Consider the following 26,588-nt stretch of genomic DNA (forward strand, 5'->3'; position numbering starts at 1 on the left):
ATAAGAACAAATATTCGAGGTGAAAAGAATTTGGCGAAGAAAAAAACGAAATTCGTATGCTCGGGCTGTGGCTATGAATCTGCTAAATGGATGGGTAGATGTCCAGGATGTGGAGAATGGAATAAAATGGTGGAAGAAGTAGAGGTCGTAGCAAAAGGACCACGTGGCGCATTTCAACATTCTGCTACAGTAACCCAGAAAGCCCTTCCGATTATACAGGTTGAAGCAACTGAAGAATCCCGTGTTGCGACGGAAATGGGCGAATTGAACCGCGTTCTAGGTGGTGGCATCGTACCGGGCTCTCTAGTGTTAATAGGTGGTGATCCTGGGATAGGGAAATCTACTTTATTATTACAAGTTTCGGCTTTACTTTCGAATAAGGGGCATCGTGTACTTTATATTTCGGGTGAGGAATCCATTCGTCAAACGAAGTTACGCGCAGAGCGTTTGGGGGTTGTTTCCCAGGAGCTTTACATCTATTCCGAAACGAACCTTGAATTTTTAAACCAAACAATTGATGAAGTACAGCCGAAATTTGTCATTGTCGACTCGATTCAAACGGTCTTCCATCCAGAGGTAACGAGTGCCCCAGGAAGTGTCTCACAGGTCCGTGAATGTACAGCAGAGCTTATGAGAATTGCTAAGACAAAGGGTATTGCAATTTTCTTAGTTGGACATGTAACAAAAGAAGGACAAATTGCCGGGCCTCGTATTTTAGAGCATATGGTGGATACCGTATTGTATTTTGAAGGGGAAAGACATCATAACCATCGTATTCTACGAAGCCAAAAAAACCGCTTCGGCTCCACAAATGAAATTGCGATATTTGAGATGCTTCAAGGAGGTTTAAAAGAAGTTTTAAATCCTTCTGAGCTATTTTTGCAGGAGCGCTCACAAGGAGCTGCGGGCTCAACTATCGTTGCATCGATGGAGGGGACAAGGCCAATTCTTGTTGAGATTCAGTCTTTAGTTACACCTACAAGCTTTAACTATCCTAAACGTATGGCTACTGGTGTTGACCAAAACCGCGTGCAACTACTAATGGCGGTACTAGAAAAGCGGATGGGTCTCATGCTACAAGCCCAGGACGCATATATTAAAGTTGCTGGTGGCGTCAAACTGGATGAGCCAGCTATTGATTTAGCTGTTTTAACTAGCATTGTCTCTAGTTTTAAGGATCAAGCAGTACGAGCAACGGACTGTTTTATTGGTGAAGTAGGGCTAACAGGTGAGGTGCGTCGTGTATCCCGTATAGAACAACGTGTTATTGAGGCAGCGAAGCTAGGTTTTAAAAGAGCCTTTATTCCCGCATCTAATATTGGTGGTTGGGATTTTCCACAGGGAATTGAAATTGTCGGTGTAGAAACGATAAAAGATGCGCTTAATGCCTGCTTCAGAGAGTTGTAAAAAAATGTGCATGTTGGATATTATTCTGACATGCATTTTTTCCTTCATTTTTGACGATGAATTCGGAAACTCAAGTAAGGGGATAAACGTCCTTGTTTATAGTAAGAAAAGAGTTATGAAGAAATAATATAAAACAAACTAAAATAGATGTTTGAAGAATTTTATGTAAATAATTTATCTAAGTTCAGGAACATTAAAAATAATGATATTTGATGACCTGATGAAAGATTTTCTACTGTAAACTATGTATAATCTTAACTAACAATAGGAGGTGACAGCTTGTGAAAAAATTTGTTCAAATTGCGTTTTTACTGATTGGAGGAGCATTAGGCCTTGTTTTCTTACCGCCATTATACGAATTGCTTCATCTATCATCTAATCCTTGGCTAGATAATCCTTACGTATCGGTAGCATTAGGCGCACTTTTACTTTTTACCCTTTCGTTTGCATTTTCCGATTATTTTGTGAAGCTCATTAGCTGGATGGAAGAGGTCCTGTTTAAGGTCCCTGTCGGAGATTTATTATTTGGTACGCTTGGTTTAATAATTGGCCTTATAGTCGCTTATTTTTTAGGCTTTGCTATCGATAGTGTGCAAATCCCTGTTATTACAGAGGTACTCCCTATTATCCTGTCATTTGTATTAGGGTATTTAGGCTTTCGTCTTGGTTTTAGAAAAAGAGATGAATTAATACAGCTTTTTACCTTACGGAGTAATAATACAAAGAAAAAAGCTACTGAAGGTGCTGAGATCCCAGAAGTACGAGGGAGCTATAAGCTGCTAGATACGAGCGTTATTATTGATGGTCGTATTGCGGATATTTCAGAAACAGGCTTCATAGAAGGTATCCTAGTTGTACCCCAATTTGTCCTCACGGAGCTTCAGCATATTGCGGATTCTTCTGATACGTTAAAACGCACAAGAGGTCGTCGTGGTTTAGATATTTTAAGAAAACTCCAAGATGAGCGTAAGACAAAAGTTGAGATAACGGACGAGGATTTTGAGGATGTACAAGAAGTAGATTTAAAGCTCGTACGACTTGCAAAGAAAATGGGTAACGACACGCAAATTGTCACGAATGATTTTAACCTTAATAAGGTCTGTGAGCTACACCATGTGAAGGTATTAAATATTAATGATTTAGCGAATGCGGTGAAGCCTGTGGTAATCCCAGGAGAAGATATGCAGGTTGTGGTTATAAAGGATGGTAAAGAGCATAATCAAGGAGTTGCCTATTTAGATGATGGAACGATGATTGTTGTTGAAGGTGGTCGTAACTATATAGGACAGGCAATTACAGTTACAGTAACGAGTGTGCTGCAAACATCAGCAGGTCGTATGATATTTGCGAAGCCGAAGGACGATTAGGATGTGGAAACATGCATTATGAAGTAGTTTTACCTGCAGCGGGAAGCGGAAAACGCATGGGCGCAGGACAAAATAAGTTATTTTTAGAGCTTTTGGATAAACCAATTTTGATACACACGTTAGAAGTGTTTCAACAAGACCCTTTTTGCACAGGGATTTGGTTGGCTGTAAAACCGGAAGAACGCGTCTATATTCAAGGATTGCTAGAGCAATTTGGGATTACAAAGGTGAAGGGCTTGCCTGCTGGTGGTGCGGAGCGGCAGCATTCAGTTCATTCCTGTATGAAAGAGATGCAACAGGTGGATATTGTGCTTGTCCATGATGCAGCCCGACCTTTTATTACGCATGATATTATCGCCAATCTTGTACAAAGTGCACATCAAAACGGTGCAGCTATTGCTGGGGTTCGAGCGAAGGATACGATGAAAAAGGTCCGTAATGGTATCATTGAAGAGACTGTTGACCGTGACAGCCTATGGATGATTCAAACGCCACAAGCCTTTCAATATGATTTAATAGTGGAGGCTGAGGACGTTGCTGAGAAAGTTGGTTTTCTTGGTACAGATGAAGCTATGCTAGTCGAACGTTTAGGACATACGGTGCACATTGTAGAAAGTAGCTACGAAAATGTCAAAATGACGACACAAGAAGATTTACTATTTGGAGAGGCCATTTTACGCAAGCGAGCATAATTTGTAGTTTAAAAAATCTCATTGGCGATTGTTGCTAATGAGATTTTATGTGTTTGTGCAACAAAATACTCACTATTTGCTATCAGCTCAATTTCCTAGGAAATATGTTAAAATGTGAGGGTATAATAGTGAGTAAATATAAAAGTGAAAGAAGGTGAATGAGACTGCGTATTTAGCAAACAAGTACTGATCAAATCCACATGTTTTGTTAAAGTAGTCTCTCTATCATATGTTTCGAATTGGACAAGGTTTTGACGTACATGCATTTGAAGAAGGTCGACCATTAATTATTGGAGGTATTACTATTCCGCATGAAAAAGGGTTAGTAGGACACTCAGACGCTGATGTGCTTTTACACACAGTTACGGATGCGGCATTAGGGGCAATTGGAGAAGGAGATATCGGTCGTCATTTTCCTGATACAGATCCAGCCTTTAAAGATGCAGATTCAGCAAAATTATTAGAGTATATTTGGAAACTGGTTGAGGATAAAGGCTATGTTCTAGGGAATGTTGATTGTACAATCATGGCACAGCGTCCCAAAATGGCCCCATATATTGGACAGATGCAAAATCGCATCGCAGAACTGTTACACGCAGAACCATCACAAGTCAATGTAAAGGCAACAACAACTGAACGATTAGGTTTTACAGGTCGTGAAGAAGGTATAGCAGCTATGGCAACAATTCTATTGATAAAGAAGTGACTGCGGATTAACAACGCTTTTATTTCCAGTAACAGAGTGGTAAAATGAACAAAGTCAATTTTTGATCGAAAATTTAGGAGGCTTTTAATTATGACGAAAGAAGTTCGCGTTCGTTACGCGCCATCTCCAACAGGTTATTTACATATCGGTGGAGCGCGTACAGCATTATTCAATTATTTATATGCAAAACATCATAACGGTAAATTCATTGTACGTATTGAAGATACGGATATTGAACGTAATGTAGAGGGCGGAGAAGCATCTCAGCTAGATAACCTAAAATGGTTAGGTATTGAATATGATGAGTCCATTGATATTGGTGGACCTTATGCGCCTTATCGTCAAATGGAACGTCTTGATATTTATAAAGAGCACGCTGAAAAGCTATTGGAGCAAGGTGTAGCTTACAAATGTTTCTGTTCGTCAGAAAAACTTGAAGCATCTCGCGAAGAACAAAAAGCAAGAGGTGTGGCGGCTCCAACTTATGATGGTACATGCCGTCACCTATCTGCAGAAGAAGTTGCAGCTAAAGAAGCAGCAGGTGAGCCATACACAATCCGTATGCGTGTACCGGCAAATGTAACGTATGAATTTGAAGATTTAGTTCGTGGCCAAGTTACTTTTGAATCAAAGGACATTGGTGATTGGGTAATTGTTAAAGCTAATGGTATCCCAACCTACAACTATGCTGTTGTTTTAGATGATCATTTCATGGAAATTTCTCACGTTTTCCGTGGTGAAGAGCATTTATCAAACACACCAAAACAAATGATGATTTTTGATGCATTTGGCTGGGAATATCCTCGTTTTGGACATATGACATTAATTATTAATGAAAACCGTAAAAAGTTATCTAAACGTGATGAATCAATTATTCAATTTGTTACACAATACAAAGATTTAGGGTATCTTCCTGAAGCGATGTTCAATTTCTTTGCACTACTTGGTTGGTCTCCAGAAGGGGAAGAAGAGATTTTCTCCAAAGAAGAATTTATTAAAATCTTTGATGAAAAACGTCTATCTAAATCACCATCGATGTTTGATAAGCAAAAATTAACATGGATGAATAATCAATATATTAAAAAGCTATCTTTAGAAGAAGTTGTGGCTTTATCTTTACCACATTTGCAAAAAGCTGGCCTATTACCCGAAGAACTTACTGCGGAGCAACGTGCATGGGCGACAGATTTAATTGCCCTTTACCACGATCAAATGAGCTTTGGTGCGGAAATTGTTGAACTATCTAGCCTATTCTTTAACGATCATATTGAATATGATGAAGAAGCAAAAGAGGTCTTAGCAGGTGAGCAAGTTCCTGAAGTAATGGCTGCATTTAAAGCACAGCTCGAGGAATTAGAAGAATTTACACCAGACACAGTAAAAGCTGCTATAAAAGCTGTGCAAAAAGCAACAGGTCATAAAGGTAAAAATCTATTTATGCCAATCCGCGTTGTAACAACAGGTGAAACACATGGCCCAGAGTTACCAAATGCAATTTGCTTAATTGGGAAAGAAAAAACAATTGACCGCGTAGGAAAATTTGCACAATAAGAGAAATTTATTGACAATTCATTCTTTCGTTGTAAAATGTATTTACATTGAAAAAGCGTTGATAAGGAGAAGTAAGTGGCGCACGCTCTCAAGAGAGGACCATCACCGGCTGAAAGTGGTCTGAGTCTAGGCAAAACTGAAATGCACCTTTGAGCGTAAAGCTGAACTATAGTAGGCTTTATCGAGTCGTTCCCGTTAAAGAACGTCCAAAGTGGAAGGCTTTTTTGCCTTCAATCAGAGTGGAACCACGTTATTTTAGCGTCTCTGTCATTCCTTTTTGGGATGATAGAGGCGCTTTTTATTTTTAGTGAAGCATCTCAAGAGCGGCAATTAGGCAAGGCTTAAAGAAGCGTCCTTACCACAATCATCTACCCAGGAGAGTCTGAAGGAAAATGACAATTGCTTTGTAGGAATTCAAAGGATGTAAATTAGACCAACATGAAGAGGGGGAGTTTTTTGTGTTTAAAAGAATGAAGGAAGATGTGGCTACGATTTTTGAGAATGATCCAGCAGCACGTAGTGTTTTTGAAGTGGTGTTAACCTATTCAGGCCTGCATGCTACATGGGCACATCGAGTGGCACATTGGTTCTTTAAAAGACGCTTTTACTTTATAGCTCGTGCCATTTCGCAAATTAGCCGTTTCTTTACTGGTATTGAAATTCATCCTGGTGCGAAAATTGGCCGACGCTTTTTTATAGATCATGGTATGGGTGTTGTTATTGGTGAAACTTGTGAGATTGGTGATAATGTTACCTTGTATCAGGGTGTCACTTTAGGAGGTACAGGAAAAGAAAAAGGGAAGCGACACCCTACTTTAGAAGACAATGTGCTTGTTGCAACAGGAGCTAAAGTTTTAGGCTCTATCACGATTGGCGAAAATAGTAAAATTGGTGCTGGCTCTGTTGTTTTAAAAGAAGTACCACCAAACGCTACAGTTGTCGGTATTCCTGGTAAAATAGTAATTAAGGATGGCGTGCGTCTAGAGAAAAAGCTAGATCATCAAAATATACCTGATCCTGTAGAAGAACGTTGTCAAGGTTTCGAGAAGCAGATCGCCGAATTGCAGCAGGAAATCGAACGCTTACAAAAGGAGAGAGAAACACGATGAGTATTCAAATTTTTAACTCATTAACAAGACAAAAGGAAACCTTCGTACCGCTAGAAGAAGGTAAAGTGAAAATGTATGTGTGCGGTCCGACTGTTTATAACTATATTCATATCGGGAATTCACGTCCTGTAATTGTTTACGATACAGTACGTCGTTATTTTCAATATAAAGGCTATGATGTAAAGTTTGTATCAAATTTTACGGATGTAGACGATAAAATTATTAAGGCAGCAAATGAGCTGGGAGAAGAAGTACATGAATTAACAGAGCGCTTTATTGCTGCATACTTTGAAGATGTAACAGCACTAGGGTGCAAAAAAGCAGATGTTCATCCACGAGTGACAGAACATATGGACGATATCATTCAATTTATTCAAGTGTTAATTGAAAAAGGCTACGCATATGAATCTGCTGGCGATGTGTATTATCGTACTCGTAAGTTTGATGGCTATGGTAAATTATCGCACCAATCAGTGGATGATTTAAAAATTGGTGCCCGTATTGAAGCAGGAGAGAAAAAAGATGATGCACTAGATTTTGCCTTGTGGAAAGCGGCTAAACCAGGTGAAATTTTCTGGAAAAGTCCATGGGGAGATGGCCGTCCAGGCTGGCACATTGAATGTTCTGTAATGGCTCGTGAACATTTAGGAGATACTATTGATATTCATGCTGGTGGGCAGGATTTAACTTTCCCGCATCACGAAAATGAAATTGCTCAATCGGAAGCACATAATGACAAAACATTTGCGCGTTATTGGATGCATAACGGTTATATTAATATCGATAATGAAAAGATGTCCAAATCTCTTGGTAATTTCATTCTTGTTAATGATATCCGTAAACAAATTGACCCGCAGGTACTTCGTTTCTTTATGTTATCTGTTCATTACCGCCATCCAATTAATTTTGCGAAAGATTTAGTAGAAGCTGCTGCATCGGGCTTAGAACGCATTCGTACAGCTTACAACAATGTGAAGCATCGCCTTACTACTACGGCGAGTCTAGGCGACAACTCAGAAGAATGGCTTAGCAAAATTGCTGAACAAAAAGCGCATTTTGAAGAGGCGATGGATGATGACTTTAATACAGCTAACGCTATTTCTGTATTATTTGAGATAGCTCGTATTGCTAATATTTACTTGAATGAAGCTAATACTTGCAAGAAAGTATTAGAAACATTTATTGAAACTTTTGAGGTATTAGGTGACGTCTTAGGTATTGAATTTGCAAAAGAAGAAGAACTATTAGACGAAGAAATTGAAGCATTGCTACAAGAACGCGTAGAGGCACGTAAAAATCGTGATTTTGCTCGCTCTGATGAGATCCGTGACCATTTGCAAGCCCAAGGTATCATTTTAGAAGATACACGACAAGGAACTAGATGGAAACGAGGGTAATTAAGTTGGATAAACTTCGCAATGAAGATGTTAAGCAATTAAATGCGCTAGCGTTAGCCTATATGGGTGATGCTGTATTGGAGCAAAAAATCCGTGAACATTTACTACGCTCTGGACGGGTTAAACCAAATACACTCCATCGTGAGGCGACTCGCTATGTTTCAGCAAAAGCACAATCTATGATCGTTCATCGCATGATGGATGAAAATTATTTAACTGAGGAGGAATTGGCTGTGTTCCGTCGTGGACGCAATGCCAAATCCGGCTCTGTACCAAAGAATACTGATATCCAAACTTATCGTAATAGCTCAGGCTTTGAGGCGGTGCTTGGTAGTTTATATTTATTAAATGAACTAGAACGGGTGTATGAAATCATTGCATATGCTATTCAAATAATCGAGGAATCAAAGGGAGTGTCGAAATAATGGTAGAACAAAATGGTGAAATTATTGCCGGTAAAAACCCAGTGTTAGAAGCACTTCGTTCAGGCCGCGATATGAATAAAGTATGGATTGCAGAGGGTGTTAAAAAATCTGGTGTGAATGAATTGCTAGATTTAGCTCGAGAACGTGGTGTCATCGTTCAGTTTGTTCCAAAAAAGAAAGTCGATCAATTATCGAGTGCTAATCACCAAGGAATTGTTGCTTCTGTTGCAGCATATCAGTATGCTGAACTTGAGGACTTATTTACAGCAGCTGCAAATAAACAGGAAGATCCCTTTTTTTTAATTTTAGATGAGTTAGAGGATCCTCATAACCTAGGGTCTATTATGAGAACGGCCGATGCTATAGGAGCTCATGGAATTATTATTCCGAAGCGTCGATCAGTAAGTTTAACAGCTGTAGTAGCAAAGGCATCTACAGGAGCTATTGAGCACGTGCCAGTTGTACGTGTGAACAATCTTGCTCAAACAATTGATGAGTTAAAAGAACGAGGTATATGGATTGCTGGTACAGATGCGAAAGGTTCTGTCGATTATCGAAAAATGGATGCGACATTACCATTAGCTATCATTATTGGTAGTGAGGGCAAGGGAATGGGTCGCTTATTAAAAGAAAAATGCGATTTTTTATATCACTTACCAATGGTTGGGCATGTTACATCACTAAACGCATCAGTAGCTGCAGCGCTTTTAATGTACGAAGTGTATCGTAAACGTCAAGAAGCGAATGACTAACAATGAAAAACATTTTGCTTGTTGATGGCTATAATATGATTGGATCTTGGAAAGAGCTGCGGCCATTACGTGACACAAATTTTGAAGATGCGCGCAGAAGGTTAATCGAACTTATGGCTGAATATAAAGCAGCTATAGGTTGGCGCGTAATTATTGTTTTTGACGCACACCTTGTACCAGGAGTGGAGCAATCTTATATAGAAAATGATGTAGAGGTCATTTATACTCGGAAAAATGAAACAGCAGATGAACGTATTGAAAAAATGACACATGAATTAAAGGCTAGAAATGTACAAATACATGTAGCAACCTCTGATATGGCAGAGCAAAGCGTTATATTTGGTAATGGCGCCCTAAGGAAATCAGCAAGAGAGCTAGAAATTGATACTAGCATTATCCAACATAAAATTTCACATGATGTAAAGCGAAAACAAGAAAGCAAGCCACCTTCTCGTATAGAATTAAAGCCAGATGTTGCTCTTGCCTTTGAAAAATGGAGACGTGGCTTGAAAGATTGATTGACGCATATTTTCCAATTCCGTTATACTGTTCCTAATTATCTGTTGTGACTGAGGTGATACCATGTTTAAAAATAGCATTGTACAAGTGACACAAGATTTTGAACGATTCAATGATGAAGAACTTATTGAAATGGTGCATCAAGGTAATACAGATGCGTTGGATTTTTTAATTACGAAATACCGTTTGTTAGTAAGAGCGAAGGCAAGATCCTATTTTTTGATTGGAGCAGATAAGGAAGACATTGTGCAAGAAGGCATGATCGGTTTATATAAGGCAATCCGCGATTTTAAGGGAGATAAACTTGCATCTTTCAGGGCTTTTGCAGAGTTATGTATTACAAGGCAAATTATCACGGCTATTAAAACAGCCACTAGGCAAAAACATATACCGTTAAATTCCTATATCTCTTTGGACAAGCCCATATTTGATGAAGAATCAGATCGAACGCTTATGGATGTGCTAACAGGTGCTATTATGGATGATCCAGAAGAATTGATGATTCATAGAGAAGAGTTTGGATATTTAGAAGAAAAGATGAGTGAGATTTTAAGTGAATTAGAGTTACAAGTTTTAGCCCTATATCTAGATGGCCAGTCTTATCATGAAATTTCTGCAAAATTAAACCGTCATGTGAAATCCATTGATAATGCATTGCAGCGAGTGAAGCGTAAATTAGAGCGACATTTAGTTCTTGAGGAAATGTCTTAGCCTTATAGGCCTTTATTGACATTGACAAATATCGGTGTTAGTCTTAAAAAGACATAGTGCCGAAAAAGGTGATTAAATGGCAAAAAAAGTCGTGCTGACTTGCGAGAAATGTGGATCGAGAAATTACACGTTCCCGGCTAAAGAAGGATCTACTGTACGTCTCGAATTAAAGAAATTTTGCTCGCATTGCAATGAACATACAGTGCATAAACAAACGCTATAAAAATGATATGAAAATAGACAGATATGATTGATTCGGAGGTTAAGCTAGAATGGGCAAGATCAAAGGCTTTTTCAGCGATGTAATGTCGGAAATGCGCAAGACAAGCTGGCCAAAAAGTAAAGAACTGACGAAATATACAGTCGTTGTAATTTCAACTGTAGTCATTATGGCTTTATTTTTTGTGTTAGTTGACTTAGGCATTTCATCATTATTCCGCTGGTACTTAGATTTATAATTTAGTAAATAGCATACTTTTGAAATAGCCCGTCCATAGCAATAACGGGTTTTTTCGTTTGTTTTATCTTCATTCAATCGTAGCTCCATATTATTGGTTAGGTGAAATGAAGAGCAGTAATTTATTCTCATTATGATAAGGATGCTACTAGGAGAGTATGATAGTAGCGATAGATGACTATGCTAGTTTCGGTATATATCCGCAAGCTTTTGCTTACTATTAGCGAAAATAAGATTTTCAAATGAGATGTTTGTGAAAAGAGTAAAGAATGCGCTGAGCATATCGCAAATCATTTTCACTTTTATTTGTAAGGGAGGGACGGACGAGAAGTCCTATTAATTATGGAGAAAAATTGGTATGTTGTTCATACGTATTCTGGGTATGAAAATCGTGTAAAAGCAAACCTAGAGAAACGTGTAGAAACAATGGGAATGCAAGATAAAATCTTCCGTGTGATTGTGCCAGAGCACGAGGAAACAGAAATGAAGGATGGGAAAAAACGTACAATGATGCGTAAAGTTTTCCCTGGTTATGTATTAGTAGAGTTAATTATGACAGACGATTCTTGGTATGTAGTTCGAAATACACCGGGTGTTACGGGCTTTATCGGTTCATCTGGTGGTGGAGCAAAACCAACTCCTTTACTGCCAGAAGAAGCGGACCGTTTACTACAACAAATGGGTATGACTGATAAGGTTGTAGAAGTGGATATAACGGTTGGTGAAGCAGTGGAAGTGTTAGAAGGGCCGTTTGCTCATTTCCAAGGACGTGTTGAAGAAATTGACACGGAAAAAGGCAAAGTAAAAGTGACAGTTGATATGTTTGGTCGCGAAACGATTATGGAGCTAGATTTCGAACAAATTCAAAAATTATAGTTCCAATAATAGAACTGTGAGCATGTCAATTGGTAGATGTTTCGCAGATTTTGTTAATTACTACTTGCTTAAAAAAATTAAAAGTGGTATCATTTCATAGGTCAGACTGTCATACTTTGGTTTGACATCTGTAATGATAATTTTAATGTTATCGGCAATTAGCTGACAGACAGATATTGAGTGGGAGGGGCAACCCAATTACCACATCACGGACTTAAGGAGGTGTGTCTCGTGGCTAAAAAAGTTATTAAAGTTGTAAAACTTCAAATCCCTGCTGGTAAAGCTAACCCAGCTCCACCGGTTGGTCCTGCATTAGGTCAAGCGGGTGTGAACATCATGGGATTCTGTAAAGAATTCAATGCGCGTACTGCTGATCAAGCTGGTCTTATTATTCCAGTTGAAATTTCAGTATTCGAGGACCGTTCTTTCACTTTCATTACAAAAACTCCACCTGCAGCAGTTCTACTTAAAGTAGCAGCTGGTATCCAATCTGGATCTGGTGAACCAAACCGTAAAAAAGTGGCAACGGTTAAACGTGATAAAGTTCGCGAAATCGCTGAAACTAAAATGCCAGACCTTAACGCTGCTTCAGTAGAAGCTGCTATGTTAATGGTTGAAGGTACTGCACGAAGCATGGGTATTGTTATCGAAGACTAATCCCATTTACTTGATGTTTTGTTTTTTGGAAGGTTGCGAAGTTTCTTTGTGAACACGCAACCTTTATTCGTGGGAGGTAAAATCCGCTATAACCACAATCAAGGAGGAAATATATAATGGCTAAAAAAGGTAAAAAACTGCAAGATGCAGCAAAATTAATTGATCGTAACTCACTATACAGTGCTCAAGAAGCAATCGAACTTGCTCAAAAAACTAGCACAGTAAACTTCGACGCTACTGTAGAAGTTGCTTTCCGTCTAGGTATTGATACTCGTAAAAACGACCAACAAATCCGTGGTGCAGTAGTGCTTCCAAACGGTACTGGTAAAACTCAACGCGTATTAGTATTCGCGAAAGGTGAAAAACTTAAAGAAGCTGAAGCAGCTGGCGCTGACTATGTAGGTGATGCAGAGTACATCCAAAAAATCCAACAAGGTTGGTTTGATTTCGATGTAATCGTAGCAACTCCTGACATGATGGGTGAAGTTGGTAAACTTGGACGCGTTTTAGGACCAAAAGGTTTAATGCCAAACCCTAAAACTGGTACAGTTACTTTTGATGTAACAAAAGCTATCGAAGAAATCAAAGCTGGTAAAGTAGAATACCGCGCTGATAAAGCTGGTATCATCCACGCTCCTATCGGTAAAGTTTCTTTCTCAGCAGAAAAATTAGTAGAAAACTTCTTAGCTGTATTTGATGTAGTGCAAAAAGCAAAACCTGCTGCAGCTAAAGGTACTTACATGAAATCTGTAAACGTTACAACTACAATGGGTCCAGCTGTTAAAATTGACGCTGCTAATGTAGTAGTAAAATAATTTATATATATGTTGACAACAGCAATAATACATGATATCATGATTGCTGTTGTGAATTATCCATTTGTACCGTAGACAGTAGGAGTGACTTGTCACTTAATGTTCCTACCGAGGACATCGGAATTCAGATTCTTATTTAAAGATGATGACTTTCAGCCTCTGTGTCTATTTGACTCAGAGGCTTTTCTTTTGTCGGTATAAATGACCCATTCTAATAGGAGGTGTCATCATGAGCAAAGCAATCGAAAACAAACAAGTACAAGTTCAAGAGATTACTGAAAAATTCCAAAACGCTTCTTCTGTAGTAGTTGTGGATTACCGTGGTCTTAACGTTGCACAAGTAACTGAGCTTCGTAAACAACTTCGTGAAGCTGGCGTTGAGTTCAAAGTTTACAAAAACACTTTAACTCGTCGTGCTGCTGAAGCTGCTGGTCTTGAAGGAATCAACGACGTATTAGTTGGTCCTAACGCAATTGCGTTCTCAAATGAAGATGTTGTAGCGCCTGCTAAAATCATCAACGAGTTCGCTAAGAAAAACGAAGCTTTAGAAATTAAAGCTGGTATTATTGAAGGTACGATTTCTTCTGTTGAAGATGTTAAAGCACTTGCAGAACTTCCATCACGCGAAGGTCTACTTTCTATGCTTTTATCTGTACTTCAAGCTCCTGTGCGTAACTTCGCACTTGCAACAAAAGCTGTTGCAGAACAAAAAGAAGAACAAGGCGCGTAATTTAATACGCATCAACACTTCTGCGGCCTGATCGCAAACAATAAAACATTATCCAATTAGGAGGAAATTATAATGAATAAAGAGCAAATCTTAGAAGCTATCAAAGCTATGACAGTTCTTGAATTAAACGATTTAGTAAAAGCTATCGAAGAAGAATTCGGTGTAACAGCTGCTGCTCCTGTAGCAGTAGTTGCTGGTGGTGCTGCTGGCGCTGCTGAAGAAAAATCAGAGTTCGACGTAGTATTAGCATCTGCTGGTGCAGAAAAAATTAAAGTAATCAAAGTGGTTCGTGAAATCACTGGTTTAGGTCTTAAAGAAGCTAAAGAAGTAGTAGATAACGCTCCTAAAGCTCTTAAAGAAGGCGTTTCTAAAGATGAAGCTGAAGAAATCAAAGCTAAACTTGAAGAAGTTGGCGCATCTGTAGAAGTTAAGTAATCTCGCGTTACTTTTTAACAAAAGGAAAGCTCGTCATTTTGGCGAGCTTTTTTCTTCATTCTGAGGAGGCGTGAAAAAATGTCAGATCATTATTATACAAGCAAGCCTCAAACTGAGAGTAAACCACGTCACTGGACATTCAAGTTACTGGGGCATTCGTTTACTTTTGAAACGGATGCAGGTGTTTTTAGTAAAAGCGAAGTAGATTTTGGATCCCGTGTTTTAATAGACGCTTTTCAAATGCCAGATATTGATGGTGCGATTTTTGATGTAGGCTGTGGATATGGTCCAATAGGGTTATCGATTGCCAAAACAAATCCAGACCGTACTGTTTTTATGATGGATATAAACGAACGTGCAGTTGCGCTTTCGCAAAAAAATGCGCAAGTGAACGGTGTTCAAAATGTGCGAATATTTGTGAGTGACGGCCTATCGATGGTTGATAACGATGTGGAAGCAGCAGCTATCTTAACGAATCCACCAATTCGTGCGGGGAAGGAAACGATTTTCCGCTTTTACGATGGAGCTTATGATCGACTAGTGTCTTCAGGTGAGCTTTGGGTAGTAATCCAGAAGAAACAGGGAGCGCCATCGACAGTGAGTTACTTGGAAGGAAAATTTTCAGAAGTCGATGTTGTTGAGAAGAAAAAAGGATACTGGATAGTACGTGCAAAAAAATAAATGAAATATGTATAATTTATTGACTTGACAAATCGGCTATGATAATATGATACAATGCAAAAATATTATTTTGAGGTCGTATGCCCTTTTTGTATAATTTTGTTTTAATGTGGGTATACTTGCCAAGATAAGTTTAGTTAACCGAAAATGAGATCTTTTTGAAGACTCGTTTTCTTTTTGTCTTTCGAAATCATACACTATTTGTATGATTTTGCAAAGACCTAATATCGCTTTATTGAGGGGTGAATGAGTTGACAGGTCAACTAGTTCAGTACGGACAACACCGCCAGCGTAGAAGCTTTGCGCGTATTAAAGAGGTGCTTGAGCTTCCAAATCTGATTGAGATTCAAACGGCGTCTTACGAGTGGTTCCTTGAAGAAGGTTTACGTGAAATGTTCCGTGACATTTCGCCGATCGAGGACTTTACAGGTAATCTTTCATTAGAATTCATCGATTATTCATTAGGTGAGCCTAAATATGATGTTGATGAATGTAAAGAGCGAGATGTTACTTACGCAGCTCCATTACGTGTGAAAGTACGTCTTTACAACAAAGAAACAGACGAAGTGAAAGAACAAGATGTCTTCATGGGTGACTTCCCATTAATGACTGAAACAGGTACGTTCATTATCAATGGTGCTGAACGTGTTATCGTTTCACAATTAGTTCGTTCACCAAGTGTGTATTTCCATGATAAAACTGATAAAAACGGTAAAAAAGGTTTTGGCGCTACAGTTATTCCAAACCGCGGTGCGTGGTTAGAGTACGAAACAGATGCAAAAGACGTAGTATATGTGCGTATCGATCGTACTCGTAAGCTACCAGTAACAGTGTTACTTCGTGCGTTAGGTTTCGGTTCAGACCAAGAGATTATCGATATTATCGGTGATAACGAGTATTTACGTAATACGTTAGAAAAAGATAACTCTGAAAGTACTGAAAAGGCACTTTTAGAAATCTATGAACGTTTACGTCCAGGTGAGCCACCAACAGTAGAGAGCGCGAAGAGCTTATTATACTCTCGTTTCTTTGATGCTAAACGTTATGATCTAGCGAATGTTGGTCGCTACAAAATGAATAAAAAGCTTCATATTAAGAATCGTTTATTTAACCAAACGATTGCTGAAACGCTTGTAGATCCAGAAACAGGCGAAATTTTAGTAGAAAAAGGTACTGTACTTGATCGTCGTACTTTAGATAAAATCCTACCTTACCTTGAAGATTCATCGAAAGGTATCGGTTTCCGCACTTTATCACAAGTTGGTGGTGTACTTGAGGATGATGTAACCATCCAATCTATTAAGATTTATGCACCAAAAGATGAAGCGCAAAAAGAAATTAATATCATTAGTAATGCGTACATTGATGAAGAAGTGAAGAATATTACACCTGCTGACGTTTTAGCTTCAGTAAGTTATTTCTTCAACTTACTTTACCAAGTAGGAGCTACAGATGATATTGACCACTTAGGTAACCGTCGCCTACGTTCTGTTGGTGAGTTACTACAAAATCAGTTCCGTATTGGTTTATCTCGTATGGAGCGTGTTGTACGTGAGCGTATGTCAATTAACGACACAGCTGCGATCGTACCACAGCAATTAATTAATATTCGTCCTGTAATTGCGTCAATTAAAGAATTCTTCGGAAGTTCTCAATTATCACAATTCATGGACCAAACAAACCCATTAGCAGAGTTAACACATAAACGTCGTTTATCTGCATTAGGACCTGGTGGTTTAACACGGGAACGTGCTGGTTTCGAAGTACGTGACGTTCACTACTCTCACTATGGTCGTATGTGTCCAATCGAGACACCAGAGGGTCCAAACATTGGGTTAATCAACTCATTATCTTCATTTGCCAAAGTAAATAAATTTGGTTTCATCGAAACACCATATCGTCGTATTGACCATGAAACAGGTCGAGTAACGGACCAAATTGATTACTTAACAGCTGATGAAGAAGATAACTACTACGTAGCACAAGCAAACTCTCCGTTAAATCCAGACGGTACTTTTGCTAACGACGAAGTAGTAGGTCGTTTCCGTGGGGATAATACAGTATTCAATAAAGCTCAAATGGACTACATGGACGTTTCTCCTAAACAAGTAGTTTCTGCAGCGACTGCATGTATCCCATTCTTAGAAAACGATGACTCGAACCGTGCACTTATGGGTGCCAACATGCAACGTCAAGCAGTTCCACTTCTTAACCCAGAAGCACCATTCGTTGGTACTGGGATGGAACATGTTGATGCGCGTGATTCAGGTGCAGCTGTAGTAGCGAAATATGATGGTATTGTAGAGCACGTTGAAGCTCGCTCTATCCATGTTCGCCGCATTGAAGTCGTAGACGGTAAAGAGGTTAAAGGCGATTTAACGAAATATAAATTACAAAAGTTCATTCGTTCAAACCAAGGTACTTCATATAACCAACGTCCACTTGTAAAAGTAGGCGAGCGTGTGAAACCACGTGACATTTTAGCAGATGGTCCTTCAATGGAAAAAGGCGAACTAGCTCTTGGACGTAACGTATTAGTTGCATTCATGACATGGAACGGCTTTAACTATGAAGATGCTGTCATTATGAGTGAGCGCCTTGTAAAAGACGATGTCTATACATCTGTTCATATTGAAGAATATGAATCAGAGTCTCGTGATACAAAGCTTGGACCTGAAGAAATCACTCGCGATATTCCTAACGTTGGGGAAGATGCACTTCGTAACTTAGACGAACGTGGTATCATCCGCATCGGTGCAGAAGTACGTGATGGTGATATTCTAGTAGGGAAAGTAACGCCTAAAGGGGTTACAGAATTAACAGCTGAAGAACGCTTACTACACGCAATCTTCGGTGAAAAAGCTCGTGAGGTTCGTGATACTTCATTACGTGTACCACACGGTGCTGGCGGTATCATTCTTGACGTTAAAGTATTTAACCGTGAAGATGGCGATGAATTACCACCAGGTGTTAACCAATTAGTTCGTGCTTATATTGTTCAAAAACGTAAAATCCGCGTTGGTGACAAAATGGCCGGACGCCATGGTAACAAAGGGGTTATCTCGCGTATCTTACCAGAGGAAGATATGCCATTCATGCCAGATGGCACGCCTGTTGATATCATGTTAAATCCACTTGGTGTACCTTCTCGTATGAATATCGGACAAGTTTTAGAGTTGCACTTAGGTATGGCTTCTCGTTACCTTGGCGTTCATATGGCTACACCAGTATTTGATGGTGCCAATGAAGAAGATGTTTGGGAAACGATGGAAGAAGCAGGTATGAACCGTGATGGTAAAACAATCCTGTATGATGGACGTTCAGGTGAACCATTCGATAACCGTGTATCAGTTGGGATCATGTACATGATCAAACTTGCTCACATGGTTGACGATAAACTTCATGCACGTTCAACTGGTCCTTACTCACTAGTTACGCAACAGCCACTTGGTGGTAAAGCGCAATTTGGTGGACAACGTTTTGGTGAGATGGAAGTATGGGCACTTGAAGCATATGGTGCTGCTTATACACTTCAAGAAATTTTAACAGTTAAATCCGATGACGTTGTTGGTCGTGTGAAAACTTATGAAGCCATCGTTAAAGGTGAAAGTGTACCAGAGCCAGGCGTTCCAGAATCATTCAAAGTATTGATTAAAGAACTTCAATCTCTTGGTATGGATGTTAAGATGTTAACAGTTAATGATGAAGAAGTAGAACTTCGTGATCTAGATGAAGAAGACGATCTTCAACCAGCTGACGCACTTAACATTGCACCACAGCCAGATACAGAAGAAGAGCCAGTAGAGTCTTTTGAATAATGGAAAACCAAATTCACAGTTGTGAATAGGTCAAACTTATTTTTCAAATTAGCCGGGCAGGATTTAACGCCCTGCCTGGCTTTTTCTTTTAATAAATCATTCTATTTCTAATCCTTTGCCAAAGAGGCAATTCTTTGCAAACGATTATCGAGCTGCGTAAAAGAGTCTTTATAAAGACCTATACTAGAGGGAGGTAGGCTCCTTGATAGACGTTAATGAATTTGAATATATGAAAATTGGTTTAGCATCTCCTGACAAGATTCGTTCTTGGTCATATGGTGAGGTTAAAAAACCTGAAACTATTAACTACCGTACATTAAAACCAGAAAAAGATGGTTTATTCTGTGAGCGTATTTTTGGTCCAACTAAGGACTGGGAATGTCATTGTGGTAAATATAAACGTGTACGTTATAAAGGCGTTGTTTGTGATCGTTGTGGTGTTGAAGTAACACGCGCTAAAGTTCGTCGTGAACGTATGGGACACATCGAATTAGCAGCACCAGTTTCTCACATCTGGTACTTCAAAGGTATTCCTAGCCGTATGGGTCTAATTTTAGATATGTCACCACGTGCATTAGAAGAAGTTATTTATTTTGCATCATACGTTGTGATTGAACCAGGTGCTACAAATTTAGAAAGCAAGCAATTACTTTCTGAAAAAGAGTACCGTGCATACCGTGAAAAATTCGGAAACACATTCGAAGCTTCAATGGGTGCAGAAGCAATCAAAAAATTATTAGGCAAAATTGACCTAGAAGATGAAACACAATCTTTAAAAGAAGAGTTAAAGTCTGCACAAGGTCAAAGACGTACTCGTGCGATCAAACGTCTTGAAGTTGTCGAATCTTTCCGTAACTCAGGTAACTCACCTGAATGGATGATTTTAGATGTACTACCTGTTATTCCACCAGAGCTTCGTCCAATGGTGCAATTAGATGGTGGACGTTTTGCAACTTCAGATTTAAACGATTTATACCGTCGTGTAATTAACCGTAATAACCGTTTAAAACGTTTATTAGATTTAGGTGCTCCAAGCATCATCGTACAAAACGAAAAACGTATGTTACAAGAAGCTGTTGACGCACTAATTGATAATGGTCGTCGTGGACGTCCTGTAACTGGTCCAGGTAATCGCCCATTAAAATCACTTTCACATATGTTGAAAGGTAAACAAGGTCGTTTCCGTCAAAACTTACTTGGTAAACGTGTTGACTATTCTGGTCGTTCCGTTATCGTAGTAGGTCCAAACTTAAAAATGTACCAATGTGGTTTACCGAAAGAAATGGCGATCGAATTATTCAAGCCATTCGTAATGAAAGAGCTAGTAGAACGTGGTCTTGCACATAACATTAAATCTGCTAAACGTAAAATCGAACGTTTAAACAACGACGTATGGGACGTTTTAGAAGATGTTATCCGTGAGCATCCAGTACTACTAAACCGTGCACCAACGCTTCACCGTCTTGGTATTCAAGCATTTGAACCAACACTAGTTGAAGGCCGTGCAATCCGTCTTCACCCATTAGTATGTACAGCTTATAACGCTGACTTCGATGGTGACCAAATGGCGGTTCACGTACCGTTATCAGCTGAAGCACAAGCTGAAGCTCGTCTTCTAATGCTTGCTGCGCAAAACATCCTGAATCCAAAAGACGGTAAACCTGTTGTAACACCATCTCAAGATATGGTATTAGGTAACTACTACTTAACACTTGAACGTGAAGGTGCTCGTGGTGAAGGTACTGTATTCTATGGTCCAAATGAAGTGTTAATTGCCTATGACACAGGTCATGTACATTTGCATACACGTATCGCTATTAAAGCAAGTTCGTTAAATAACCCAACATTCACAGAAGAACAAAATAATATGTTCTTATTAACAACTGTTGGTAAAGTTATCTTTAATGAAATATTGCCTGAGTCATTCCCGTTCATCAATGAGCCAACTGATTTCAACTTAGAGCATGAAACACCTGAAAAATACTTCGCTAATTTAACAATTGACGAAGAAACGCTAAAAGAGCTTGAATCAGATAATGCTTACAAAAATCTTGATGAAAAAGGGAAAATCGATGCACAACGTACAGCTGTATTACGTAAATATTTTGCATCTGTACCAGTTGTAAATCCATTCCGTAAAAAATTCTTAGGTAATATCATTGCAGAAGTATTTAAACGTTTCCACATTACTGAAACATCTAAAATGCTTGACCGCATGAAAAACCTAGGATTCAAATATTCAACACGTGCTGGTATTACAGTAGGTGTATCTGATATCGTGGTATTACCAGATAAAGGTGAAATTTTAGCTGAAGCTCAAGAAAAAGTGGATAAAGTTCAAGCGCAATTCCGTCGTGGTTTCATCACAGAAGATGAGCGTTATGATCGTGTAATCTCAAGTTGGAGTGCTGCGAAAGATGAAATTCAAGCGAAGCTGATGAAATCACTTGAGAAAACAAACCCAATCTTCATGATGTCTGATTCAGGTGCCCGTGGTAACGCATCTAACTTTACTCAGTTAGCTGGTATGCGTGGACTGATGGCCAACCCGGCTGGTCGTATCATCGAACTTCCAATTAAATCTTCATTCCGTGAAGGTTTAACAGTATTAGAGTACTTCATCTCTACTCACGGTGCTCGTAAAGGTCTTGCCGATACTGCCCTAAAAACTGCCGATTCAGGTTACTTAACTCGTCGTCTTGTTGACGTTGCACAGGATGTTATTGTGCGTGAAGATGACTGTGGTACTGACCGCGGTTTAACAATTGGCGCATTAATGGAAGGCACTGAATTAATTGAGGCTCTTGATGAGCGTATTGTTGGTCGTCATACGAAGAAAACAATCTTCCATCCTGAAACTGGTGAAGTGATTCTAGAAAAAGACGGATTAATCGACCAAGATATCGCTCGTGCAGTTATCGAGGCTGGTATTGAAGAAGTGACAATCCGTTCAGCATTTACATGTAATACAAAACATGGCGTATGTAAAAAATGTTACGGCATGAACTTGGCAACAGGTGAAAAGGTTGAAGTTGGGGAAGCAGTTGGTATTATTGCAGCTCAATCAATCGGTGAACCAGGTACACAATTAACAATGCGTACATTCCATACAGGTGGGGTTGCCGGAGATGATATTACACAAGGTCTTCCACGTATCCAAGAGATCTTTGAAGCACGTAATCCAAAAGGTCAATCTGTTATTTCAGAAATCGCTGGTACTGTTTCAGATATCACAGAAATTCGTGAAGGCTTAAAAGAAATTACTATTCAAGGTGACGTAGAAACTCGTAAATACCAAGCACCTTATAATGCACGTCTAAAAGTTATCGAAGGTGATAATGTAGAACGTGGTCAAGTTTTAACAGAGGGTTCTATCGATCCAAAACAATTGCTAAAAGTCAAAGACGTTTCAACTGTTCAAGAATATTTATTAAAAGAAGTTCAAAAAGTATACCGTATGCAAGGGGTAGAAATTGGGGATAAACACATTGAGGTAATGGTTCGCCAAATGCTTCGTAAAGTTCGTGTAATTGAAGCTGGTGATACAGAATTACTACCAGGTTCATTACTAGATATCCACCAATTCTCAGAGGCAAATGCAGATGCTGTGATGAATGGCAAAAACCCTGCAACTTGTCGTCCAGTGATCCTTGGTATTACAAAAGCTTCTCTTGAAACAGAATCATTCTTATCTGCTGCATCATTCCAAGAAACAACTCGTGTGTTAACAGATGCAGCAATTAAGGGTAAACGTGATGAGCTTCTTGGATTAAAAGAGAACGTAATTATCGGTAAGCTTGTTCCAGCAGGTACTGGTATGCAACGTTATCGTCAAATCCGCATCGAAAAAGATGAGCTTGACACAGAAGTCATTTCTGCTGAATAAACATTAAAATAGGGCCGAAGAGATGTATTTTCATCATCTCTTCGGACTTTTTAAAGATATTGGTTGACAGTGTAATCTGGTAATGATAATATATTGAAGGTTGATAGTTAACTGTCTGTACTTCGGAGGATATGAAAATGTCTTATGATAAAGTAAGGGCTAGTCAAACAATCATAGGTACAAAGCAAGCAGTAAAAGCAATGCAAGCTGGTTCAGTGAAAGAACTTTTTGTGGCACTTGATGCAGACAATTGGGTAACCGATTCGGCCATATCTTTCGCGAGAGAAATCGGTATACCAGTTATTCTTGTTGAGTCCAAAAAGGAACTGGGCAAGGCCTGTGGAATCCATGTTGGAGCTGCAGTAGTTGCGATTACTGTAGAGTAGTTTTTGTGTAAAAAGCACAAAGACTTTGTTTTTACCCAAAAAATGAACCACCTGGATGTGTGGTATTAAAAAAAGAAGGAATGAAGGGAGGAAAAATCGATGCCTACAATTAACCAATTGGTACGTAAGCCTCGTAAATCTAAAATCACGAAATCAAATTCACCAGCGTTAAACAAAGGATATAACTCATTTAAAAAATCTTTAACTGATGTTAAATCTCCACAAAAACGTGGTGTTTGTACTCGTGTAGGTACAATGACGCCTAAAAAACCAAACTCAGCGTTACGTAAATACGCTCGTGTACGTTTAACTAACCAAATCGAGGTTACTGCGTACATTCCTGGTGAAGGCCATAACTTACAAGAGCACAGTGTTGTTCTTATCCGTGGCGGTCGTGTAAAAGACTTACCGGGTGTTCGTTACCATATCGTTCGTGGTGCTCTTGATACTGCTGGTGTAAACGGTCGTATGCAATCACGTTCTCTATACGGTACAAAACGCCCTAAAGAAAAAAAATAATATAAAATATATAAGTTATTTACTCAATGAAAGGAGGAAAACACATGCCTCGTAAAGGTCCTGTTTCCAAACGTGACGTGTTACCAGATCCAATTTATAATTCAAAACTAGTAACTCGTTTAATCAATAAAATGATGATTGATGGTAAAAGAGGTACTTCTCAAAAGATTTTATACGGTGCGTTCGAACTAGTTAAAGAACGTTCTGGTCAAGATCCAATTGAAGTATTCGAAGCTGCTCTAAATAACGTAATGCCAGTTCTTGAAGTACGTGCTCGCCGTGTTGGTGGTTCTAACTACCAAGTACCAGTTGAAGTACGCCCAGAACGTCGTACAACTTTAGGTCTTCGCTACCTAGTTAACTATTCTCGTCTTCGTGGTGAAAAAACTATGGAAGAGCGTTTAGCTAACGAAATTCTTGATGCTTCTAACAACACTGGTGCATCAGTTAAAAAACGTGAAGATATGCACAAAATGGCAGAAGCGAACAAAGCATTCGCTCACTACCGTTGGTAATCTAAACATAGCATAAGCCCAATATGGAAGGAGAAATACCTAATGAAACGCGAATTCTCTCTAGAGAATACTCGTAATATTGGGATCATGGCTCACATTGATGCTGGTAAAACAACAACAACTGAGCGTATCCTTTATTACACAGGTAAGATTCACAAAATCGGTGAAACTCATGAAGGCGCTTCTCAAATGGACTGGATGGAGCAAGAGCAAGAACGTGGTATCACAATCACTTCTGCTGCGACAACAGCTCAATGGAAAGGCAACCGCGTAAACATCATCGATACTCCTGGACACGTAGACTTCACTGTAGAAGTAGAACGTTCTTTACGTGTACTTGACGGCGCAGTAACTGTACTTGATGCTCAATCTGGTGTTGAACCTCAAACAGAAACTGTATGGCGTCAAGCTACAACTTACGGTGTACCACGTATCGTATTCATTAACAAAATGGATAAAATGGGTGCAGACTTCCTATATTCTGTAGGTACTTTACACGAGCGTTTACAAGCAAATGCTCATCCAATCCAATTACCAATTGGTGCGGAAGATGAATTCAAAGCAATTATTGACTTAGTAGAAATGGATGTAACTTACTACGATAACGAAGAAGGTACAGCATTACGTGAAGGTCAACCAATTCCTGAAGAATATCAAGCTCAAGCAGATGAGTACCGTGAAAAGTTAATCGAAGCAATTGCTGAAGTTAATGAAGAAATCATGGAAAAATACTTTGCTGGTGAAGAAATTACTAAAGAAGAGCTTAAAGCGGCTATCCGTAAAGCGACAATCGCAGTAGAATTCTATCCAGTAATCTGTGGTACAGCATTCAAACACAAAGGTGTTCGTAAAATGCTTGATGCAGTTATCGACTACTTACCATCTCCAGTTGATGTACCTGCTATTAAAGGTACAACTCCAGATGGTGATGAAACTGAACGTCCATCTTCAGACGAGGCGCCATTCGCAGCTTTAGCATTTAAAGTTATGACTGACCCATTCGTAGGTAAATTAACGTTCTTCCGTGTGTACTCTGGTGTTCTTGAATCAGGTTCATACGTACAAAACTCTTCAAAAGGTAAACGTGAGCGCGTAGGTCGTATCCTACAAATGCACGCAAACAGCCGTGAAGAGATTTCAAAAGTATTCGCTGGTGATATCGCAGCTGCTGTAGGTCTTAAAGATACAACAACTGGTGACACTCTTTGTGAAGAGAAAAACCTTGTTATCCTTGAGTCTATGGAGTTCCCAGAGCCAGTTATCTCTCTTTCTGTAGAACCTAAATCTAAAGCTGACCAAGATAAAATGGGTCAAGCTTTACAAAAACTACAAGAAGAAGATCCAACATTCCGTGCACATACAGACCAAGAAACTGGTCAAACAATCATCTCAGGTATGGGTGAGCTTCACCTTGATATCTTAGTTGACCGTATGCGTCGTGAATTTAAAGTAGAAGCTAACGTTGGTGCTCCAATGGTATCTTACCGTGAAACATTCCGTGGCTCTGCTCAAGTTCAAGGTAAATTTACTCGTCAATCTGGTGGTCGTGGTCAATACGGTGACGTATGGATCGAGTTCTCTCCAAACGAAGAGGGTAAAGGCTTTGAATTCGAAAATGCTATCGTTGGTGGTGTAGTTCCACGTGAATATATTCCAGCTGTTGAAGCAGGTCTTCGTGACTCGCTTGACCGCGGTGTAATCGCTGGTTATCCATTAATCGACATCAAAGCGAAATTATTCGATGGTTCATACCATGATGTTGACTCAAACGAAATGGCATTTAAAATCGCTGCATCTATGGCACTTAAAGCTGCTGCATCAAAATGTAGCCCAGTTCTTTTAGAGCCAATGATGAAAGTTGAAGTTGTAATTCCTGAAGAATATCTTGGTGATATCATGGGTAACATCACTTCTCGCCGTGGCCGCGTAGAAGGTATGGAAGCTCGCGGTAACGCTCAAGTTGTTCGTGCGATGGTTCCACTTTCAGAAATGTTTGGATATGCAACAACTTTACGTTCTGCAACGCAAGGTCGTGGTGTATTCTCAATGGTATTCGATCATTATGAAGAAGTACCTAAATCAATCTCTGAAGAGATCATCAAAAAAAATAAAGGTGAATAATTGAAATTTCATCTTGCATAAAGTATAACTAATTTGTAAGCTATGATTGCAGGATA

General features: G+C 39.3%; 25 protein-coding genes and 2 other annotated features. All 25 genes read left to right on the plus strand.

Translation table 11 applies throughout. The features are described from left to right. Positions 1–30: 30 nt before the first annotated feature. The 25 genes from radA to fusA all read left to right on the plus strand — a co-directional run bounded on the left by radA (position 31) and on the right by fusA (position 26,532). Positions 31–1,407, plus strand: a complete 1,377-nt coding sequence (gene radA / locus ABC382_RS15890; RefSeq protein WP_312506402.1) for a DNA repair protein RadA — start codon at positions 31–33, stop codon at positions 1,405–1,407. A 281-nt stretch (positions 1,408–1,688) separates the two neighbouring features. Then, positions 1,689–2,774, plus strand: coding sequence for a PIN/TRAM domain-containing protein (locus ABC382_RS15895; RefSeq protein WP_274794975.1), 1,086 nt, complete (start codon positions 1,689–1,691; stop codon positions 2,772–2,774). An 11-nt stretch (positions 2,775–2,785) separates the two neighbouring features. Beyond that, positions 2,786–3,466, plus strand: a complete 681-nt coding sequence (gene ispD / locus ABC382_RS15900; protein ID WP_312506403.1) for a 2-C-methyl-D-erythritol 4-phosphate cytidylyltransferase — start codon at positions 2,786–2,788, stop codon at positions 3,464–3,466. Between the two features lie 229 nt (positions 3,467–3,695). Further along, entirely contained in the window at positions 3,696–4,172 is a 477-nt protein-coding gene (ispF, locus tag ABC382_RS15905; protein ID WP_274794973.1) for a 2-C-methyl-D-erythritol 2,4-cyclodiphosphate synthase, read from the plus strand. Between the two features lie 90 nt (positions 4,173–4,262). Further along, positions 4,263–5,723, plus strand: coding sequence for a glutamate--tRNA ligase (gene gltX, locus ABC382_RS15910; protein ID WP_312506404.1), 1,461 nt, complete (start codon positions 4,263–4,265; stop codon positions 5,721–5,723). 49 nt (positions 5,724–5,772) lie between these two features. After that, positions 5,773–5,992: a binding site (T-box leader), on the plus strand. A gap of 189 nt (positions 5,993–6,181) precedes the next feature. Continuing rightward, complete coding sequence (gene epsC / locus ABC382_RS15915) at positions 6,182–6,832, plus strand: serine O-acetyltransferase EpsC (RefSeq protein WP_322611860.1); 651 nt, start codon at positions 6,182–6,184, stop codon at positions 6,830–6,832. Further along, positions 6,829–8,229 (plus strand): cysteine--tRNA ligase, encoded by a 1,401-nt coding sequence (gene cysS / locus ABC382_RS15920; protein WP_322611859.1) that lies wholly within the window; start codon positions 6,829–6,831, stop codon positions 8,227–8,229. Before epsC ends, cysS begins: the two co-directional genes overlap by 4 nt. Continuing rightward, positions 8,214–8,654 (plus strand): Mini-ribonuclease 3, encoded by a 441-nt coding sequence (locus tag ABC382_RS15925; RefSeq protein ID WP_396631745.1) that lies wholly within the window; start codon positions 8,214–8,216, stop codon positions 8,652–8,654. The genes cysS and ABC382_RS15925 overlap by 16 nt, the downstream gene beginning before the upstream one ends. Continuing rightward, a complete protein-coding gene (gene rlmB / locus ABC382_RS15930; protein ID WP_274794968.1) occupies positions 8,654–9,406 on the plus strand; it encodes a 23S rRNA (guanosine(2251)-2'-O)-methyltransferase RlmB in 753 nt (250 codons plus the stop codon). The genes ABC382_RS15925 and rlmB overlap by 1 nt, the downstream gene beginning before the upstream one ends. Before the next feature lie 2 nt (positions 9,407–9,408). Then, the gene (locus ABC382_RS15935; protein WP_274794967.1) at positions 9,409–9,924 is read left to right on the plus strand and encodes an NYN domain-containing protein; all 516 of its coding nucleotides are present in this window, start codon (positions 9,409–9,411) and stop codon (positions 9,922–9,924) included. 64 nt (positions 9,925–9,988) lie between these two features. Then, entirely contained in the window at positions 9,989–10,636 is a 648-nt protein-coding gene (gene sigH / locus ABC382_RS15940) for an RNA polymerase sporulation sigma factor SigH (RefSeq protein WP_274794966.1), read from the plus strand. Between the two features lie 76 nt (positions 10,637–10,712). Beyond that, on the plus strand, positions 10,713–10,859 hold the full coding sequence (gene rpmG / locus ABC382_RS15945) for a 50S ribosomal protein L33 (protein WP_274794965.1): 147 nt from the start codon (positions 10,713–10,715) through the stop codon (positions 10,857–10,859). 49 nt (positions 10,860–10,908) lie between these two features. Beyond that, a complete protein-coding gene (secE, locus tag ABC382_RS15950; RefSeq protein WP_205446172.1) occupies positions 10,909–11,094 on the plus strand; it encodes a preprotein translocase subunit SecE in 186 nt (61 codons plus the stop codon). A 341-nt stretch (positions 11,095–11,435) separates the two neighbouring features. Continuing rightward, on the plus strand, positions 11,436–11,969 hold the full coding sequence (gene nusG / locus ABC382_RS15955) for a transcription termination/antitermination protein NusG (protein ID WP_274794964.1): 534 nt from the start codon (positions 11,436–11,438) through the stop codon (positions 11,967–11,969). 231 nt (positions 11,970–12,200) lie between these two features. Continuing rightward, complete coding sequence (rplK, locus tag ABC382_RS15960; protein ID WP_004233593.1) at positions 12,201–12,626, plus strand: 50S ribosomal protein L11; 426 nt, start codon at positions 12,201–12,203, stop codon at positions 12,624–12,626. 116 nt (positions 12,627–12,742) lie between these two features. Further along, a complete protein-coding gene (gene rplA / locus ABC382_RS15965) occupies positions 12,743–13,441 on the plus strand; it encodes a 50S ribosomal protein L1 (RefSeq protein WP_274794963.1) in 699 nt (232 codons plus the stop codon). Positions 13,442–13,492: 51 nt separating this feature from the next. Beyond that, positions 13,493–13,638 (plus strand) — a sequence feature (ribosomal protein L10 leader region). Positions 13,639–13,670: 32 nt separating this feature from the next. After that, on the plus strand, positions 13,671–14,171 hold the full coding sequence (rplJ, locus tag ABC382_RS15970; protein ID WP_025116453.1) for a 50S ribosomal protein L10: 501 nt from the start codon (positions 13,671–13,673) through the stop codon (positions 14,169–14,171). A gap of 72 nt (positions 14,172–14,243) precedes the next feature. Beyond that, positions 14,244–14,606, plus strand: coding sequence for a 50S ribosomal protein L7/L12 (gene rplL, locus ABC382_RS15975; RefSeq protein ID WP_274794962.1), 363 nt, complete (start codon positions 14,244–14,246; stop codon positions 14,604–14,606). A 78-nt stretch (positions 14,607–14,684) separates the two neighbouring features. Further along, positions 14,685–15,287 carry a class I SAM-dependent methyltransferase gene (locus ABC382_RS15980; protein ID WP_312506407.1) on the plus strand — a complete coding sequence of 201 codons (603 nt, stop codon included), beginning with the start codon at positions 14,685–14,687 and terminating at the stop codon, positions 15,285–15,287. 242 nt (positions 15,288–15,529) lie between these two features. Next, positions 15,530–19,105: a DNA-directed RNA polymerase subunit beta gene (rpoB, locus tag ABC382_RS15985; RefSeq protein WP_274794960.1), complete on the plus strand. Its 3,576-nt coding sequence runs from the start codon at positions 15,530–15,532 to the stop codon at positions 19,103–19,105. A 202-nt stretch (positions 19,106–19,307) separates the two neighbouring features. Continuing rightward, positions 19,308–22,991: a DNA-directed RNA polymerase subunit beta' gene (gene rpoC, locus ABC382_RS15990; RefSeq protein ID WP_322611858.1), complete on the plus strand. Its 3,684-nt coding sequence runs from the start codon at positions 19,308–19,310 to the stop codon at positions 22,989–22,991. Positions 22,992–23,128: 137 nt separating this feature from the next. Then, positions 23,129–23,377 carry a ribosomal L7Ae/L30e/S12e/Gadd45 family protein gene (locus tag ABC382_RS15995; protein WP_132362679.1) on the plus strand — a complete coding sequence of 83 codons (249 nt, stop codon included), beginning with the start codon at positions 23,129–23,131 and terminating at the stop codon, positions 23,375–23,377. Positions 23,378–23,476: 99 nt separating this feature from the next. Then, complete coding sequence (gene rpsL, locus ABC382_RS16000; RefSeq protein WP_004233609.1) at positions 23,477–23,896, plus strand: 30S ribosomal protein S12; 420 nt, start codon at positions 23,477–23,479, stop codon at positions 23,894–23,896. Between the two features lie 44 nt (positions 23,897–23,940). After that, the gene (gene rpsG, locus ABC382_RS16005) at positions 23,941–24,411 is read left to right on the plus strand and encodes a 30S ribosomal protein S7 (RefSeq protein ID WP_004233610.1); all 471 of its coding nucleotides are present in this window, start codon (positions 23,941–23,943) and stop codon (positions 24,409–24,411) included. Positions 24,412–24,453: 42 nt separating this feature from the next. Beyond that, positions 24,454–26,532, plus strand: coding sequence for an elongation factor G (fusA, locus tag ABC382_RS16010; protein ID WP_274794958.1), 2,079 nt, complete (start codon positions 24,454–24,456; stop codon positions 26,530–26,532). Positions 26,533–26,588 lie beyond the last annotated feature (56 nt).

The sequence above is a fragment of the Lysinibacillus phoenicis genome (assembly GCF_047238325.1).
Taxonomy (GTDB): domain Bacteria; phylum Bacillota; class Bacilli; order Bacillales_A; family Planococcaceae; genus Lysinibacillus; species Lysinibacillus irui.

Coding starts and splice junctions, on each gene's coding strand:
- ispD (WP_312506403.1), top strand. CDS start 2,786: ATGCATTATGAAGTAGTTTTACCTGCAGCGGGAAGCGGAAAACGCATG.
- ispF (WP_274794973.1), top strand. CDS start 3,696: ATGTTTCGAATTGGACAAGGTTTTGACGTACATGCATTTGAAGAAGGT.
- gltX (WP_312506404.1), top strand. CDS start 4,263: ATGACGAAAGAAGTTCGCGTTCGTTACGCGCCATCTCCAACAGGTTAT.
- cysS (WP_322611859.1), top strand. CDS start 6,829: ATGAGTATTCAAATTTTTAACTCATTAACAAGACAAAAGGAAACCTTC.
- ABC382_RS15925 (WP_396631745.1), top strand. CDS start 8,214: ATGGAAACGAGGGTAATTAAGTTGGATAAACTTCGCAATGAAGATGTT.
- rlmB (WP_274794968.1), top strand. CDS start 8,654: ATGGTAGAACAAAATGGTGAAATTATTGCCGGTAAAAACCCAGTGTTA.
- ABC382_RS15935 (WP_274794967.1), top strand. CDS start 9,409: ATGAAAAACATTTTGCTTGTTGATGGCTATAATATGATTGGATCTTGG.
- sigH (WP_274794966.1), top strand. CDS start 9,989: ATGTTTAAAAATAGCATTGTACAAGTGACACAAGATTTTGAACGATTC.
- rpmG (WP_274794965.1), top strand. CDS start 10,713: ATGGCAAAAAAAGTCGTGCTGACTTGCGAGAAATGTGGATCGAGAAAT.
- secE (WP_205446172.1), top strand. CDS start 10,909: ATGGGCAAGATCAAAGGCTTTTTCAGCGATGTAATGTCGGAAATGCGC.
- nusG (WP_274794964.1), top strand. CDS start 11,436: ATGGAGAAAAATTGGTATGTTGTTCATACGTATTCTGGGTATGAAAAT.
- rplA (WP_274794963.1), top strand. CDS start 12,743: ATGGCTAAAAAAGGTAAAAAACTGCAAGATGCAGCAAAATTAATTGAT.
- rplJ (WP_025116453.1), top strand. CDS start 13,671: ATGAGCAAAGCAATCGAAAACAAACAAGTACAAGTTCAAGAGATTACT.
- rplL (WP_274794962.1), top strand. CDS start 14,244: ATGAATAAAGAGCAAATCTTAGAAGCTATCAAAGCTATGACAGTTCTT.
- ABC382_RS15980 (WP_312506407.1), top strand. CDS start 14,685: ATGTCAGATCATTATTATACAAGCAAGCCTCAAACTGAGAGTAAACCA.
- ABC382_RS15995 (WP_132362679.1), top strand. CDS start 23,129: ATGTCTTATGATAAAGTAAGGGCTAGTCAAACAATCATAGGTACAAAG.
- rpsL (WP_004233609.1), top strand. CDS start 23,477: ATGCCTACAATTAACCAATTGGTACGTAAGCCTCGTAAATCTAAAATC.
- rpsG (WP_004233610.1), top strand. CDS start 23,941: ATGCCTCGTAAAGGTCCTGTTTCCAAACGTGACGTGTTACCAGATCCA.
- fusA (WP_274794958.1), top strand. CDS start 24,454: ATGAAACGCGAATTCTCTCTAGAGAATACTCGTAATATTGGGATCATG.